This window comes from Azospirillum largimobile (assembly GCF_977007025.2).
Window position 1 is genome coordinate 798,589 of record NZ_CDRMUA020000003.1, and the last position, 15,506, is coordinate 814,094.

The window sequence follows — 15,506 nt, forward strand, 5'->3', positions numbered from 1 at the left end:
GGCATCGGACCAGGGCGGAACAGGGCGGACATGGCGGCTAAGGGCCAGAACGGACACAGGGCGGGCAAACCGGAGGCAAGCGCGGAGATCCTTGCCGAGGCCCGCCGCATCGTCGCCGCCGATGACCGGAGCGCCCTGGCGTCGACCGCATCGCTGGCCGAACTGGCGGAAGCCCTCGCCGATACCTTCGACGAGAGCTATACGGCGGAGCGGGTGCTCTCCCTGCTTGCCCCCGCCCACCGCAGACGTTTGACCAGCCGCTTCGCCGAACCCGATGAATCCGGCGGCGCGGAGGTGTGGCTGCCGGCGGATGTGCTGGACAGGCTGCGGGGCGTCGCCGACAGCCCGTTGGACGCGATCCGCACCCTGTTGGACAGCGGACGCGGCCTGCCGGAGCCGGGCAGCGAGGAGCATTGCCGCAACCGCCGTTGCGCGCCGCGCATCCTCCTGTCGGATCCCGGCGGCTGGCAATGCAGCACCTGCGGGCTGAGCGGACGCACCGACTTGGCCCCCAACGCCATCGTCGCCCAGCGGTTGGCCGACCAGCGCAGCCGCATCGCCGACCTCCACGCGCTGACCGCCGGACTCTACGAGGGCTGGGGTGCCGCCGAGCGCTTCACCGCCGCGGATGCCGCGGCACAGCGGCCGCTCGGCAACCGGACCGACCGCGACCGGCTGAAGGCCATGCTTGCCGATCTCGTGCAGGAAGGGCTGATCGAAGAGGCGCCGGGGCCCCGCGGCGGTGCCGGCTATCGCGTGCTGGAGGAGCCGCCCGACTGGATCGCCGACGCCATGGCGGAACGCCGCCGCCAGCGGGATGCCGAGGCCCGCCTCCGCGACGAGCGCGCCAGCCAGTTGCGCCGGGTGCTGGAAAATGGGCTGACCCACACGACGTTGTCCGGGGAGCTGGTGGAGATCGCCCAGAACGACCGCGGCCTGGAACTGCGCTTCCCCTCCATTCCATCCTGGGAGTTGCGGGAGGAGATGAAGCGGCAGGGCCAGTGCCGGTGGGATGGCCGTCGCCGGCGCTGGTGCCGGCTGTCCCCCGTCACCAGCGTGGAGCCCTGGCTTGCCGCGGCGCTGGACGCCGGCGCGACCGTGGCCCCGCTCGGCACCGCCGACCCGGATGCCGAGGATTGGGGTTATGAGGACTGGGACGACTGAGCGGCCAAACGGCGCAAACGCTCTAAACGTCCACCTCCAGCGTGACCTTCACCGGGTCGAGCACCACCAGGGTCTGGAAAGACTGTACCAGCTCGTTGTCGGCGAACAGGCGGCGCGACAGCAGCTCGTAGCTCGCCATGTCCGGGACCAGCAGGATCAGGACGAAGCTGGCCTTGCCGGTGACCAGATAGCACTGCTGCACCTCCGGCGCCTCGCGGAACAGGCGCTTGGCGGCGGCGATCACGGGAGAGCGGTCGTTGACCGTCTGGACCTCCACCACCACGGTCACGCCCTGGCCGACGCTGGCCGGGTCGATCACTGCGACGTTGCGGCGGATGATCCCGGCCGCCTCCATCCGGGCGATGCGGCGCTGCACGGCCGGGGCGGAGAGGTTGACCGCCTCCCCGATGGCCCGCTGCGAGGTCTTGTTGTCGCGCTGGAGGATGCGCAGGATCGCGCGGTCCTGGTCGTCGAGCTGGTCCGGCGGTCGAGCGGTTGTTGAGCGCATGGGGGCTCTTGCGAAATAACGATGCGTCGATGGGGCGAAACTTAAGCGCTCAGCGCCGCGACGTCACAGTATCTTTTTGTCCAGACCCAGCCCTGATCCGGAGCCTCCGAGCGTGGCGAACGCCTCCACCGACCCGACGACCGCCGGCAGGACGGAGCCCGCGGCGCTTCCTCTGCTGCTCCTGCTGGCCTCGCTGCTGTCGCAATATGTCGGCGCCGCATCGGCCAAGTCGCTGTTCCCGCTGGTGGGGGCGGAGGGCGTGACGGCGTTGCGGGTCGGGCTGTCGGCGCTGATGCTGGCGGCGATCCTGCGGCCCTGGCGCAGCCGTCCCGGCCGCGGGGATTTGCGCAACCTGCTGGTCTACGGCACGACGCTGGGGGCGATGAACCTGTCGATCTACCGGGCGATGGAGCTGATCCCCATCGGCATCGCCATCGCCATCGAGGTGACCGGGCCGCTGGCGGTGGCGCTGCTCGGCTCCCGCCGGCTGAAGGACTTCCTGTGGATCGCCTGCGCCGCGGCCGGGCTCGCCCTGCTGCTGCCCCTGCAACAGGCGGCGACCGCGCTCGATCCGCTCGGCGTCGCCTATGCGGCGGCGGCGGCGCTGTGCTGGGCGCTCTACATCGTGTTCGGCAAGCGCGCCTCTTCCCTGCCCGGCGGGCAGGCGGTGGCCTGGGGCATGCTGGTCGCCGCCAGCTTCACGGTTCCGCTGGGGGTCGCCCATGCCGGCGGCGGATTGCTGGTCCCGTCCGTGCTGGCGGTCGGCTTCGCAGTGGCGGCGCTGTCCAGCATGCTGCCCTACACGCTGGAGATGATGGCGCTCCGCCGCCTGCCCAGCCCCGTGTTCGGCCTCGCCGTCAGCGCGTCGCCGGCCGTGGCGGCGCTGATCGGCTTCCTGATGCTGGGCGAGCGGCTGAACTGGGTGCAGTGGGCGGCCATCGCCTGCATCATGTGTGCGTCGGCCGGCAGCGCGCTGGGCAAGGCGGCGGGCGACGCCAAATCGGGCTGATCAGAGTCGTCCGGCGGCTCAGGCCGGCACGATCCGCACACCCGCCGTGGCGAGCCGCCCTGCCCGCTCGTCGTCGAGGCCGCGGTCGCAGCACAGGATGTCGAAGCTGTCGAGCTTGGCGAAGAAAGCCGGCTTCACCTGATCGAACTTGCTGGTGTCGATCACCAGCGCCTTGGTCACGGCGTTGGCGATGGCGGTCTGCTTGATCTCCACCTCGTGGAAGTTGGAGCAGCTGATCCCCAGCGACTCGTGCACGCCGCCGGCCGAGATGAAGGCGGTGTTGATGCCGATGCCGCGCAGCATCTCCAGCGACTCAGGACTGGAGAAGGACGCCGAGGAGGCGTGGTAGAGGCCGCCCAGCATGACCACCCGCACGCCCGGCTTGCGGCAAACGATCTCCGCGATGTTCATGGCGTAGCAGACCACCGTGATCTGGCTGTCGGCCGGGATGCGGCTGGCGAGGTGGGTGGTGGTGGTGCCGCAGTCGATGAAGACCGTCTCCCCAGGCTTCAGCAGGGTCGCCGCCGCCTCGCAGGCCGCCCGTTTCATGTCGATATGGGCGTCGCGCTCCCGGTCCAGCATGTAGCCCATGCCGCCGCTGCTCTCCAGCCCGCCGGCGATGTAGCCGCCGAGATAGGCGAAGCGTCCGCCGCAGGACGCGATGTCGCGGCGCACCGTCATCTCGGAGACGCCCAGCAGCCGGGCGGCGTCCTTCAGCCGAAGATAGCCGCCGGCATCCAGCGCGGTCTGTAACCGGTCAAGGCGATCGGCCCTTCTCATCGACATATCCGCATCCCGTAGCGCTTCCACCCGGCCAAGGCTCGGCCGCACCCTACAATCCAAACGGGTTAATCCCAATGGCGCGATGCCTGGAACGGCATGGCCGTAGCCAAACTCACAATCGCATGCATTGATCTTGACACACTGCGCGGCAGCGTGAAACTATCCTTTCAGAAAATGTTAGGATGTTAACATCGATACGCGAGATGTTGGCATCCCGGCGACAATCGAGGAGAGGCCCGGCGAAAAGGGCCTCCCCGGGAGGACCAAGATGCCCGTTCACAGCGTCCCGACGGAGGCGGCCGGTCTGGCTCCGTTCATCGACCACACCATCCTGCGCCCGGACGCCCAGCCCGCCGATGTCGAGCGGCTGTGCGACGAGGCGCGCGTGCATGCCTTCAAGGCGGTCTGCGTCAACCCGGTCTTCATCCCGCTGGTGACGGAGCGGCTGGCCGGATCGCCGGTGGCGCCCTGCGCCGTGATCTGCTTCCCCTTCGGCGCCGATCCCACGGCCATCAAGGCCGACGAGGCCGAATGGGTGGTCCGCCACGGCGCCCGCGAGGTCGACATGGTGATCCCCATCGGCCTGCTGAAGGCCAGCAGGACTTCGGAAGTCCGCGACGACATCGCAGCGGTCAAGCGCGCCTGCGGCGACGCCCTGCTGAAGGTCATCATCGAGACCTGCCTGCTCACCGACGACGAGAAGGTTCTGGCCTGCCGCCTGTCGCAGGAGGCCGGGGCCGATTTCGTCAAGACCTCCACGGGCTTCGCCGGGGGCGGCGCCACCGTCGAGGATGTGGCGCTGATGCGCCGCACCGTCGGCGAGGAGATGGGCGTAAAGGCGTCGGGCGGCGTGCGGACGACCGAGGATGCCCGCCGCATGATCGCGGCCGGTGCCTCGCGCATCGGCGCCAGCGCCAGCGTGGCGATCGTCGGCGGCTGACGCCGCGGGCCCTCGCCGCACAGCGTGCCGGTCGGGCGGGTGTTCCGTCCGTCCCAGCCGGCACGGCATCATCAAAAACGGAACGCGGAAGGGGGTGGCAAACACCCCGGCACCGCCGGTGGGGTGTGGCTTTCCACCCTCCACCTTGCGGCGCACATCGCCTGCCATGGGAGTCACGCCAACATGAAGAAGTTGCTGTCTTCGCTCATCGTCGCCGCGTCGCTGGTCGCCGGGCCGGCGATGGCCGCCGATCCGGTTCCGACCCCGGATGCCGTCAAGACGCTGAAGTCCGACGCCACCAAGAAGAAATACTCCATCGCCACCGTGGTGAAGGTCGACGGCATCGCCTGGTTCGACCGCATGCGCGACGGCGTGAAGCAGTTCGCCGGCGACACCGGCCACGACACCTGGATGGTCGGACCGAGCCAGGCCGACGCGGCCGCGCAAGTCCAGCTGGTCGAAAACCTGATCGCCCAGGGCGTGGACGCCATCGCCATCGTCCCGTTCTCGGTCGAGGCGGTGGAGCCGGTGCTGAAGAAGGCGCGCGACCGCGGCATCGTGGTGATCGCGCATGAGGCGTCGAACATCCAGAACGCCGACTTTGTGCTGGAGGCCTTCGACAACTTCGCCTATGGCGCCAAGCTGATGGAAGTGCTGGGCAAGGCGATGGGCGGCGAGGGCAAGTATGTCTGCACCGTCGGCAGCCTGACCTCCAAGTCGCAGAACGAATGGATCGACGGCGCCATCGCCTACCAGAAGCAGAACTTCCCCAAGATGCAGATGGTGACCAACCGTCTGGAGACCTATGACGACGCCAACACCGACTACAACAAGCTGAAGGAAGTCCTGACCACCTATCCGGACCTGAAGGGCATCATCGGCGGCCCGATGCCGACCTCGGCCGGCGCCGGGCGTCTGGTGGCCGAGCGCGGCCTGAAGAACAAGCTGTTCTTCTCCGGCACCGGCCTGGTGTCGGTCGCCGGCCAGTATCTGGCCCAGGGCGACATCCAGTACATCCAGTTCTGGGATCCCGCGGTCGCCGGCTATGCCATGAACATGATGGCGGTGATGGCGCTGGATGGGAAGAAGGACCAGATCAAGGCCGGCCTGAACCTGGGCCTGCCCGGCTACACCAACCTGACCACGCCGCAGGGCGCCAAGGCCAACCTGCTGTACGGCCAGGGCTGGGTCGGCGTGACCAAGGAAAACATGGACGCCTACGACTTCTGATGACCTGAAGGCGGGCGCCGATGGCCGGAGGACGGCTGCCGGCGCCCCCGTCTTCATCCTTTCCTCGAACCGCCGGGCGGAAGACATGTCAGACGGTTTCATCGCACTCCGGAACATCCGGAAGGTGTTTTCCGGCGTCGTCGCGCTGGACGCCATGTCCCTGGTCATCAAGCCCGGCGAGATCCATTGCCTGGCCGGAGAGAACGGGTCGGGCAAATCCACCGTCATCAAGATCATGTCCGGCGTCTACCAGCCGGACGGCGGCGAAATCCTGATCGACGGCAAGCCGGTGCCGGGCATGACGCCGATCGGCGCCATCGCCCACGGCGTCCAGGTCATCTACCAGGACTTCTCCCTGTTCGGGAACCTGACCGTCGCCGAGAATCTGGCGATGAACGTCCATCTGGGCGAGAAGCGGCGCCTGATGAACTGGCGGCGCACCCGCGCCATCGCCCGCGAGGCGGTCGACCGGCTGGGTGTGGAACTGGATTTGGATGCGGAAGTCGCGTCGCTGCCGACCGCCGGCAAGCAGCTGGTCGCCATTGCCCGCGCGCTGATGTCCGATGCCCGCCTGATCATCATGGACGAGCCGACCACGGCCCTGACCCGCAAGGAGGTCGAGACGCTGTTCCGCATCGTCCGCGACATCCAGGCGCGCGGCATCGCCATCCTGTTCGTCAGCCACAAGATGCGCGAGATGCTGGAGATCAGCGAGCGCATCACCGTCATCCGCAACGGCCGCAAGGTGGCGGAGGGGCCGACCGGCGACTTCGACGAGGCGCTGATCACCCGCCACATGACCGGCAGCGACATCCTGAGCGAACCCTATGTCTGGACCCCGCCCGCCGGCACTCCGGTGCCGCCGCGGCTGGAGATCCGCAGCCTGACCGTGCCCGGCAAATGCGAGGGGTTGAGCCTCGCCATCCGGCCGGGCGAGATCGTCGGGCTGTCCGGCCTGCTGGGCTCCGGCCGCACCGATCTGGCGCTGGCGCTGTTCGGCATGGTCCCGCGCTATGAGGGCGAAATCCTGATCGACGGCGCGCCGGTGCGGCTGCGCTCGACCCAGGAGGCGATCGGCGCCGGCATCGCCTATGTGCCGGAGGACCGGCTGACCGAAGGGCTGTTCCTGCCGCAGAGCATCAAGCGCAACATGCTCGCCACCTCCTACGACCGGCTGGCGCCCAAGCTGGTGATCGACCGCGAGCGCGCGGAGGAGATGACGCAGGGCATGGTCCGCGCCATGCAGATCGCCACCCCCACCGCCGAGAAGCCGGTGATGCAGCTGTCGGGCGGCAACCAGCAGCGCGTGGTTCTGGCCCGCTGGCTGCTGACCGACGCCCGCGTGCTGATCCTCAACGGCCCGACCGTCGGCGTCGATGTCGGATCGAAGGCCGAGATCCACGCCAAGATCCGGGAGCTGGCGCAGCATCACGGCCTTGCCGTCCTGATGATCTCCGACGACGTGCTGGAACTGGTGCAGAACTGCAACCGCATCGTGCTGATGCATCGCGGGCGCTTCATCGAGGATCTGCCCGCCGCCGACGTCACCGAAGAGACGGTCAGCGACCGGCTCAAGACCTTTACCTAGGGGAGGAACCGATGGCCCTGCTCCGCCGGTCGGAAACGGTCATCGCGGGCATCCTGCTGCTCGCCATGGTCCTCATCGGCACGATCAACCCTGCCTTCTGGCAGCTCGACAACCTGTTCAGCCTGATGCGCAGCAACGTCATCATCGGCATCATGGCCTTGGGCGTGCTGCTGGTTCTGATCTCCGGCGGCATCGACGTGTCCTTCCCGGCCTTCGCCGTCGCCGCCATGTACCTGACGATCAAGGGCATGCTGGCGCTGGGATACAACGGCGTCGTGCTGCCTCTGCTGGCGGCCACGCTCATGGGTCTGCTGCTTGGCGCGGTGAACGGCTTCTTCGTCTACAAATTCCGCATGATCCCGCTGATCGTGACGCTGGGCACCAGCGCCATGGTGCGCGGTTTCCTGCTGGGCGTCGTCGGCACCAGCATGATCAACATCAACAAGATGCCGACCGCGCTGATCGACTTCGCCCGCACCGACGTGATCAGCGTGACCAAGGCCGACGGCACCACCTACGGCTTGACGGCGATGGTGCTGATCTATCTGGGGCTGGCCGTCGCCATGCATCTGGTGCTGCGCTACACCATGATCGGCCGCAGCGCCTATGCGCTGGGCGGCGATCCGGAGGCGGCGCGGCGCGCCGGCTTCGACCTGCGCAAGACGATCTTCTTCATCTACTGCGTCGCCGGCGCGTTGGCCGGCTTCGCCGGGCTTCTGCACAGCGGCATGATCTGGCTGGCCAACCCGCGCGACTTCGTCGGGCTGGAGCTGGACGTCATCGCCGCGGTGGTGCTGGGCGGGGCATCGATCTTCGGCGGGCGGGGCAGCGTCCTCGGCACCATGCTCGGCGTCTTCATGCTGGTGATGGTCAAGAACAGCCTGATCATCATGAAAGTGGACACCACCTGGCAGCTCGTCGCCGTGGGTCTGATCGTCATCGTCGCGACCGCCCTGTCGGCCTGGCGCGACCGTCGCCGGATGGCGTGAGGAGGCGGACCATGAAGGCACAGATGAACATCCGCAGTCTGGTCAACCGCGACAACAACATCGTCCAGCTTCTGGTGATGACGGTGCTGATCTTCGCCGTGATGACGGCGCTCAGCCCCGACAAGTTCCTGCGCTACTACAATTTCGAGTCCATCACCTACATCTTCCCCGAACTGGGACTGCTCTCCATCGCCATGATGATCGCCATGCTGACCGGCGGCATCGACCTGTCGGTGGTCGGCGTCGCCAACCTGTCGGGCATCCTGGCCGGCGTGCTGTTCCACAAGCTGGCGGGGGCAGCCGGCATCGCCGACACCGGCATCCTGACCGTCCTGCTCGGCGGGGTCATCGCACTCGGCACCGGGCTGGTGGCGGGGACGGTGAACGGGCTGCTGATCACCCGGATGGGCATCACGCCGATCCTGGCAACGCTGGGAACGGGGCAGGTCTTCACCGGACTTGCCATCGTGCTGACCGGCGGGCCGGCCATCGTCGGCTTCCCCACCGCCTGGGCCTTCCTCGGCAACGGCAAGATCCTGGGGCTGGCGACGCCCTTCGTGCTGTTCGCCGCCATCGCCGCCCTGATCGCCTTCATGCTGACCCGCACCGCGCTGGGCATCAACCTGATGCTGATCGGCACCAACCCGAAGGCGGCGCTGTTCGCCGGGCTGAAGCGGGAGCGCATGGTGCTGTACAGCTACATGCTGACCGGCGTGCTGGCGTCGGTCGCCGGGATCATCCTGTCGGGGCGAACGAATGCGGCGAAGTCGGACTACGGCAACTCCTATCTGCTGCAGGCGGTGCTGATCGCCGTGCTGGGCGGCACCAACCCGGCCGGCGGGCGCGGCACGGTTCTGGGCATCACCATCGCCGTGGTGGCGCTGATGCTGCTGTCGAGCGGCTTCCAGATCCTGCGCTTTTCCAACCACCTGATCGACTTCATCTGGGGCGCGTTCCTGCTGCTGGTCATCGTGATCAACGCCTACAAGAACCGCACCCGCTAGCATGCTTCTTCGGGGGGACTTTCCATGAGCGTCCGGACCGCGATCCATTTCCGCAAGAGCTTCTTCGGCGAGGCGGAGCGCCCGATCGCCGAGGCGCACGGCATGACCGCCAGCCTGTTCCGCTACGACAGCGGGATCGAGGCGGTGCGTCTGTCCAACCGCCGCGGCCATCTGGTGGTGCTGCCCTATTACGGGCAGATGGTGTGGGATGCCGTGTTCGACGGCGTCGACCTGACGATGGCGAACATGTTCGACATGCCGCGTCCGGCCAACGAGATCGTCGGCACCTATGGCTGCTTCGCCTTCCATTCCGGGCTGCTGCGCAACGGCTGCCCCGGTCCGCAGGACAGCCACCTTCTGCATGGCGAGATGCCCTGCGCGCCGATGGATGCCGCCGGGCTGGAGGTGGGGGAGGATGACGAAGGCCCCTACATGGCGGTGACGGGCCGGCGCGAATATGTGATGGGCTTCGGCGCCCATTATGTCGCCCGTCCGCGTGTGGTTCTGCGTCCCGGCTCCGCCCTGTTCGACATCGGGATGGAGGTGGAGAACCTGTCGGGCGCAGCCATGGACCTGATGTACATGTGCCACGTCAATTTCGCCTTCGCCGAGGGTGCGCGCATCGTCCAGCCGGCCCCCTTCACGCCGGAGGCGACGGCTGTGCGCACTGTGGTGCCCGCCCATGTTCCGCGCAGCCCCGCCTACGACGCGCTGCTGTCCGACCTCGCCCGCGATCCCGCGGTGATGGAGGTGCTGGACGAGCCCGAGCGCTACGACCCGGAGCAGGTCTTCTACATCCGTGGCCTGCGCACCGACGAGGATGGCGGCACCGCCGTGATGATGCGGCGGCGCGAGGGCGACGCCTTCCACATCGCCTACAGCACGCGGGAGTTCCCCAAGACGGTGCGCTGGGTGCTGGTCAACAGCGACCAGAAGGTCTGCGCCTTCGCCCTGCCCTCCACCTGCGAACCGGAGGGCTACAATGCGGAGGCGATGAAGGGCAATGTCCAGAAACTGGCGGGCGGCGAGACGCGACGCTTCGCCGTCCGCCTGGGCTACCTGACCGCCGACGAAGCCGAAGCAGAGGAATGCGCCATCCGGGCGTTGTGATTTTAGGGCGCTGTGAGAGGAGACACGAAGATGGGTAAGATCGCCGTGGTCGGCAGCAACATGGTCGACCTGATCACCTACACCGCCCGCATGCCCGGCCCCGGCGAGACCATCGAGGCGCCGCGCTTCGAGATGGGCTGTGGCGGCAAGGGCGCCAACCAGGCCATCGCCGCCGCCCGGCTGGGGGCCCAGGTGATGATGGTCACCAAGGTCGGCGACGACATCTTCGCCGACAACACCATCCGCAACTTCGAAGCGTCGGGGATCGACACCCGCTATGTCGAGCGGGTTCCCGGCACCTCCAGCGGCGTCGCCCCGATCTTCGTCGAGCCGTCGGGCGAGAACAGCATCCTGATCATCAAGGGCGCCAACGCCCTGCTGTCGCCGGCCTACGTCGACCGCGCAGGCGACGATCTGAAGGGCTGCGACCTGATCGTCATGCAGTTGGAAGTCCCGCTGGAGACGATCTACCACACCATCGAATTCGGCGCGCGGCACGGCATCGAAACCTTGCTGAATCCGGCCCCGGCACCCGCCGATCTCGACCCCGAACGGATCGAACAGGTCACCTTCCTGGTGCCGAACCAGACGGAGCTGGCGACAATCTCCGGCTTGGCCGTGAATTCTGAGACGGAGGCCGAGACGGCGGCGCGCTCCCTGATCGACCGCGGCATCCGCACCGTCATCGTCACGCTGGGCGCGCGCGGCGCGCTCTTGGTCACGAAGGGGGAGCAGACGCGGCGGATCGAACCGGTGCGGGTCACGCCGGTGGACACCACCGGGGCCGGCGACGCCTTCATCGGCAGCTTCGCGCGCTATTATGTGGAGAACCGCAACCTGGACGCGGCGCTGCACATGGCGGTGCGCTATGCCGCCGACAGCATCACCCGGCCGGGCACCCAGAAATCCTACGCCAGCCGCGAGGCTTTCGAGGCCTTCTGCGCCAGCCTGTAGCTTTTTGATTTTCCATGCCATTCACGCTTCCGACGATTCCGTCTGAAGCGATCGCACTCCAAGCGTCGGACGGAGGACATGCCATGACGCGCGCCGTGATCGGGGTGGATGTGGGGACCGGTAGCGCCCGCGCCGGCATCTTCGACCTTGCCGGCCACCGGCTGGCCGCCGCATCGCGCCCGATCCGGATGTGGAAGCCGGAAGCGGAATGGGCGGAGCAATCCTCCGACGACATCTGGGCCGCGGTCTGCGCTTGCGTGCGCGAGGCGATGGAGGCTTGTGCCGAAAAGCCGGAAGTGGTCGGCATTGGTTTCGACGCCACCTGTTCGCTGGTGGTGCTCGACGCCGCCGGGCGGCCGGTGACGGTCGATCCGGAGGGGGACGACGCCCGCAACGTCATCGTCTGGATGGACCACCGCGCCATCGACCAGACCGACCGCATCAATGCCGGCGGTCATGAGGTTCTGCGCTATGTCGGCGGCCGGCTGTCGCCGGAAATGCAGACGCCGAAGCTGCTGTGGCTGAAGGAGAACCTTCCGCAAAGCTGGAGCCGCGCCGCCCATTTCTTCGACCTGCCGGATTTCCTGACCTGGCGCGCCACCGGAGCGACGCGGCGGTCGCTGTGCTCGCTGGTGTGCAAATGGACCTATCTCGGCCATGAGGGGCGGTGGGACGATTCCTATCTCCGCGCCATCGGGCTGGGCGATCTGGTGGATGAGGGGCATGCGCGCATCGGCACCGATGTCGGCGCGGTCGGCAGCGCCATCGGCGGCGGCCTGACCGTCGAGGCGGCGCGCGAGCTTGGCCTGACGCCGGGCATCGCCATCGGCCCCTCCATGATCGACGCCCATGCCGGCGGGATCGGCGTCATCGGCGCCCCTGTATCCGCCGGTGACGCCATCGATTATGATCGGCGGCTGGCGCTGATCGGCGGCACGTCGAGCTGCCACATGGTGATGAGCCCGGCCGCCCCGCGCTTCATTCCCGGCGTCTGGGGTCCCTACCACTCCGCCATGCTGCCGGGGCTCTGGCTGAACGAGGGCGGGCAGTCGGCGACCGGCGCGCTGATCGACCATGTGGTGCTGGGCCATCCCCGCCATGCCAACCTCGCCGCCGAGGCCAGCCGGCGCGGCACGACCGTCTACCAACTGCTGAACGACGAACTGGCCGCGCTGGCCGGACGCAGCGGGGGGCCGATGGCGATGCTGACCCGCGACCTGCATGTGCTGCCCGATTTCCATGGCAACCGCTCGCCTCGCGCGGATGCAAGCCTGCGCGGCGCCGTCAGCGGGCTTCGCCTGTCCGACGGGCTGGAGGATTTGGCGCTGCTCTATCTGGCGACGGTACAGGCCGTCGCCTACGGCACCCGTCACATCGTCGCGGCGATGAACGACACCGGCTATGCCATCGACACCATTCTCGCCTGCGGCGGCGGCACCAAGAATCCGGTGTTCCTGGAGGCGCATGCCGACGCCACCGGCTGCACCCTGGTCCTGCCGGAAGAGCCGGAGGCTGTGCTGCTGGGATCCGCCGTTCTGGGCGCGGTCGCGGCGGGCGCCTTCCCTGACATCGCAGCCGGCATGGCCGGCATGACCCGCGCCGGCCGCAGCATCGAGCCGGCCGAAGGGCCTTTGCGCGCCTACCACGACGCCAAATACAGCATCTTCCTGCGCCTTCACGAAGACCAGATGGCTTATCGCGCCCTGATGGCCGCAGCCGGCTGAACCCTCCCCCGCGCCGCCGTCTTTTCACCCGGTAGCCGCCCAGGATTTGGGCGGACTGCCTGGAATGCAGGTCCATGCGCGGATTTTGGGCATTGCGGCACAGCTGACTGTTCGCACGATCCTAGCGACGGGCGGCGGGAACCGCCGCGTTCCGCCGGTTGCCCACTCTGGCCCGTCTTTTGCGATGCAGCGTGAAATCCTCCGATCCGGTCGCCGGCCGGGCCAAGAATCGGGATTGACAGGGGGCGCCGGCCCTCGTTAACGTTGGGATAAGAATTAATTGGGCGAATAATAAAATCGTCTAACCGTATGGAATACGGCGCATAAGCACCCCGAACGGGGGCAACCCCTGCGCGCGCCTTCGGGCTGGCCCGGCATCCGCGCAGGCGTGGGATCACGACCAATTCCACACATTCCCCAAGGGACAGGAGGGTTAGAGATGTACCGCTATGTTCTGGGATGCGCGCTTGCGGCCGGTGTTGCTGCATCGGGTTCAGCCAACGCGCAGGACAGCGTGAAGATCGGCCTCGTCGAGCCGCTGACGGGATCCGTCGCCTATAACGGAAAATCGGTGGTCGAGGGCGCCAGGCTGGCGGTCGAGCAGATCAACGCCAAGGGCGGCGTGCTCGGCAAGCCGGTCGAGCTGGTGATCGAGGACGGGCAATGCGCCCCCGCCAACTCGGTCAACGCGGTCGAGAAGCTGGTGCAGAAGGACAAGGTGGCCGTGCTGGTCGGCGCCTTCTGCAGCTCCGCCACCGCGGCGATCATGCCGGTGGCGGCGAAATACAAGATTCCGCTGGTGACCGGCGTGTCGTCCAGCGCCGCCCTGACCGAGCAGAACAATCCCTGGTTCTTCCGCGCCGCCGAAACCGATGCGCTGATGGCCAAGGCCTTCGCCAAGATCCTCGCCAACGATCTGAAGCTGAAGTCGGTCGCCTATGTCGGCGTCAACGACGACTGGGGCCGCGGCGGGGTGGAGGAATTCTCCCGAGACCTGTCGGCACTGGGCGTCAAGACGGCCCTGACCGAGTATTTCGACCACGGCTCCACCGATTTCTTCACCCTGCTGACCAAGCTGCGCGCCGCCAAGCCCGACGGCATCTTCGTCGCGGCGGAAACGCAGGACGGCTCGATCCTGGTCAAGCAGCTTCAGGAAATGGGCGTGCAGAGCAAGGTGTTCGGCGTCGGGTCCTGGGCGACCGCCGACTTCATCAACCTGACCGGCGACGCGGCCGAGGGCATCTATGCCGCCGTTCCCTACGTCTCCAGCGTCGATACCCCGCGCAACCAGGACTTCGTGAAGGCCTATGAGGCCAAGTACAAGGTGAAGCCCGGCAAGTATGGCGCGGCCGGCTACAACGCGCTGAACATCACCGCGCTGGCCATCGCGCAGGCCGGCAGCACCGACGCCGAGGCCATCCGCACCGCGCTGGGCAAGACCGACTACAAGGCGCCGAACGGCGAATACCGCTTCACCGCCAAGGGCCAGGCCTACGGCTTCGACGCCGTGCTGGTGCGCATCGAAGGCGGCACGCCCAAGGTCGTCGCCTCCTCCCCCGTCGAAGCGCCGCAGTGAGGCTGCACGGCCCCACGCCCCATGCCCCACGCGACGAGCGAGGCTGAGACTGCAATGGATCTGTTCCTGCAATTCCTGACCAACGGGCTGGTGGTCGGCGTCTTCTATGCGCTGTCGGCGCTGGGGCTGACGCTGATCTTCGGTCTGATGCGGGTGGTCAACTTCGCCCATGGCGAATTCTACATGCTGGGCGGCGTGGTGGGGTGGTTCGTCACCACCTACCTCGGGCTCGATTTCTTCTCAGGTCTGGTGCTGGTGGCGCTGGCGATCGGCAGCTTCGGCTGGCTAGTGGACCGCTTCCTGATCGAGCGCGTCCACGGCCAGGGCGAGGAGCCGGGCATCCTGCTGACCATCGGGCTGTCGATCTTCCTGGTCAACATCACCCTGCTCGCCATCGGCCCGGCGCCGCTGAAGGTCGCCCGCGCCATCACCGAAGGGCCGATCTTCCTCGGCCCCGTCACCATCACCAAGATGCGGCTGCTCGCGATGGTCATCGGCGTCGCCCTGATCTTCGGCGCGCATGCCATCATCCACCGCACCCGGTTGGGCAGCGCCATGCGCGCCACCTTCCAGGACCCGATGGCCGCCAGCCTCGCTGGCATCCGCACCAAACAGGTCTATGCCGCGACCTTCGCGCTGGGCTGCACCCTGTCGGCGCTGTCGGGCATGCTGCTGGCCAGCATCTATTCGGCGCAGGCGTCGGTCGGCGGGCTGGTCAGCCTGAAGAGCTTCGTCGTGGTGATCCTGGGCGGCATGGGCAGCTTCCCCGGCGCCATCGCCGGCGGCCTGCTGCTGGGCGTCGCCGAGGCGCTGTGGGGCGGCTATGTCGCCACCGGCATGGTCGACATCATCGGCTTCCTGCTGGTCATCCTGATCCTGGTGCTGCGGCCGCAGGGTCTGTTCTCGATCCGGGCGGAGAGGGCCTGA

Annotated in this window: 14 protein-coding genes; 12 read left to right on the forward strand and 2 right to left on the reverse strand. The window is 67.6% G+C overall.

Annotated elements, in window-relative coordinates; genetic code table 11:
* The first annotated feature begins 30 nt into the window (after positions 1-30).
* Positions 31-1,164: a hypothetical protein gene (locus tag ACWPKK_RS21180; protein WP_452007973.1), complete on the forward strand. Its 1,134-nt coding sequence runs from the start codon at positions 31-33 to the stop codon at positions 1,162-1,164.
* 22 nt (positions 1,165-1,186) lie between these two features.
* On the opposite strand, the gene ACWPKK_RS21185 is transcribed toward ACWPKK_RS21180, so the two are convergent.
* Positions 1,187-1,672 (reverse strand): Lrp/AsnC family transcriptional regulator, encoded by a 486-nt coding sequence (locus ACWPKK_RS21185; protein WP_452007976.1) that lies wholly within the window; start codon positions 1,670-1,672, stop codon positions 1,187-1,189.
* A 112-nt stretch (positions 1,673-1,784) separates the two neighbouring features.
* Here ACWPKK_RS21185 and ACWPKK_RS21190 point away from each other — a divergent pair, with 112 nt between their 5' ends.
* On the forward strand, positions 1,785-2,681 hold the full coding sequence (locus ACWPKK_RS21190) for an EamA family transporter (RefSeq protein ID WP_452007978.1): 897 nt from the start codon (positions 1,785-1,787) through the stop codon (positions 2,679-2,681).
* 18 nt (positions 2,682-2,699) lie between these two features.
* Here the strand turns inward: ACWPKK_RS21190 and ACWPKK_RS21195 are convergent, their stop codons facing one another.
* A complete protein-coding gene (locus ACWPKK_RS21195; protein ID WP_452007980.1) occupies positions 2,700-3,467 on the reverse strand; it encodes a DeoR/GlpR family DNA-binding transcription regulator in 768 nt (255 codons plus the stop codon).
* Positions 3,468-3,732: 265 nt separating this feature from the next.
* On the opposite strand from ACWPKK_RS21195, the gene deoC reads away from it, so the two are divergent.
* The 10 genes from deoC to ACWPKK_RS21245 all read left to right on the forward strand — a co-directional run bounded on the left by deoC (position 3,733) and on the right by ACWPKK_RS21245 (position 15,506).
* Positions 3,733-4,404 carry a deoxyribose-phosphate aldolase gene (deoC, locus tag ACWPKK_RS21200; RefSeq protein WP_452007982.1) on the forward strand — a complete coding sequence of 224 codons (672 nt, stop codon included), beginning with the start codon at positions 3,733-3,735 and terminating at the stop codon, positions 4,402-4,404.
* 183 nt (positions 4,405-4,587) lie between these two features.
* Positions 4,588-5,634 carry a substrate-binding domain-containing protein gene (locus ACWPKK_RS21205; protein WP_452007984.1) on the forward strand — a complete coding sequence of 349 codons (1,047 nt, stop codon included), beginning with the start codon at positions 4,588-4,590 and terminating at the stop codon, positions 5,632-5,634.
* An 85-nt stretch (positions 5,635-5,719) separates the two neighbouring features.
* Entirely contained in the window at positions 5,720-7,222 is a 1,503-nt protein-coding gene (locus ACWPKK_RS21210; RefSeq protein WP_452007987.1) for a sugar ABC transporter ATP-binding protein, read from the forward strand.
* Positions 7,223-7,233: 11 nt separating this feature from the next.
* The gene (locus ACWPKK_RS21215; protein ID WP_324870078.1) at positions 7,234-8,211 is read left to right on the forward strand and encodes an ABC transporter permease; all 978 of its coding nucleotides are present in this window, start codon (positions 7,234-7,236) and stop codon (positions 8,209-8,211) included.
* 11 nt (positions 8,212-8,222) lie between these two features.
* Positions 8,223-9,215 (forward strand): ABC transporter permease, encoded by a 993-nt coding sequence (locus ACWPKK_RS21220; protein ID WP_310115659.1) that lies wholly within the window; start codon positions 8,223-8,225, stop codon positions 9,213-9,215.
* Positions 9,216-9,239: 24 nt separating this feature from the next.
* Complete coding sequence (locus ACWPKK_RS21225) at positions 9,240-10,325, forward strand: aldose 1-epimerase family protein (RefSeq protein WP_452007991.1); 1,086 nt, start codon at positions 9,240-9,242, stop codon at positions 10,323-10,325.
* A gap of 30 nt (positions 10,326-10,355) precedes the next feature.
* Positions 10,356-11,279 carry a ribokinase gene (gene rbsK / locus ACWPKK_RS21230; protein WP_452007993.1) on the forward strand — a complete coding sequence of 308 codons (924 nt, stop codon included), beginning with the start codon at positions 10,356-10,358 and terminating at the stop codon, positions 11,277-11,279.
* A gap of 83 nt (positions 11,280-11,362) precedes the next feature.
* Positions 11,363-13,003: an FGGY-family carbohydrate kinase gene (locus tag ACWPKK_RS21235; protein ID WP_452007996.1), complete on the forward strand. Its 1,641-nt coding sequence runs from the start codon at positions 11,363-11,365 to the stop codon at positions 13,001-13,003.
* A gap of 439 nt (positions 13,004-13,442) precedes the next feature.
* Entirely contained in the window at positions 13,443-14,579 is a 1,137-nt protein-coding gene (locus ACWPKK_RS21240; protein ID WP_452007999.1) for an ABC transporter substrate-binding protein, read from the forward strand.
* A 54-nt stretch (positions 14,580-14,633) separates the two neighbouring features.
* Positions 14,634-15,506, forward strand: coding sequence for a branched-chain amino acid ABC transporter permease (locus tag ACWPKK_RS21245; protein ID WP_452008001.1), 873 nt, complete (start codon positions 14,634-14,636; stop codon positions 15,504-15,506).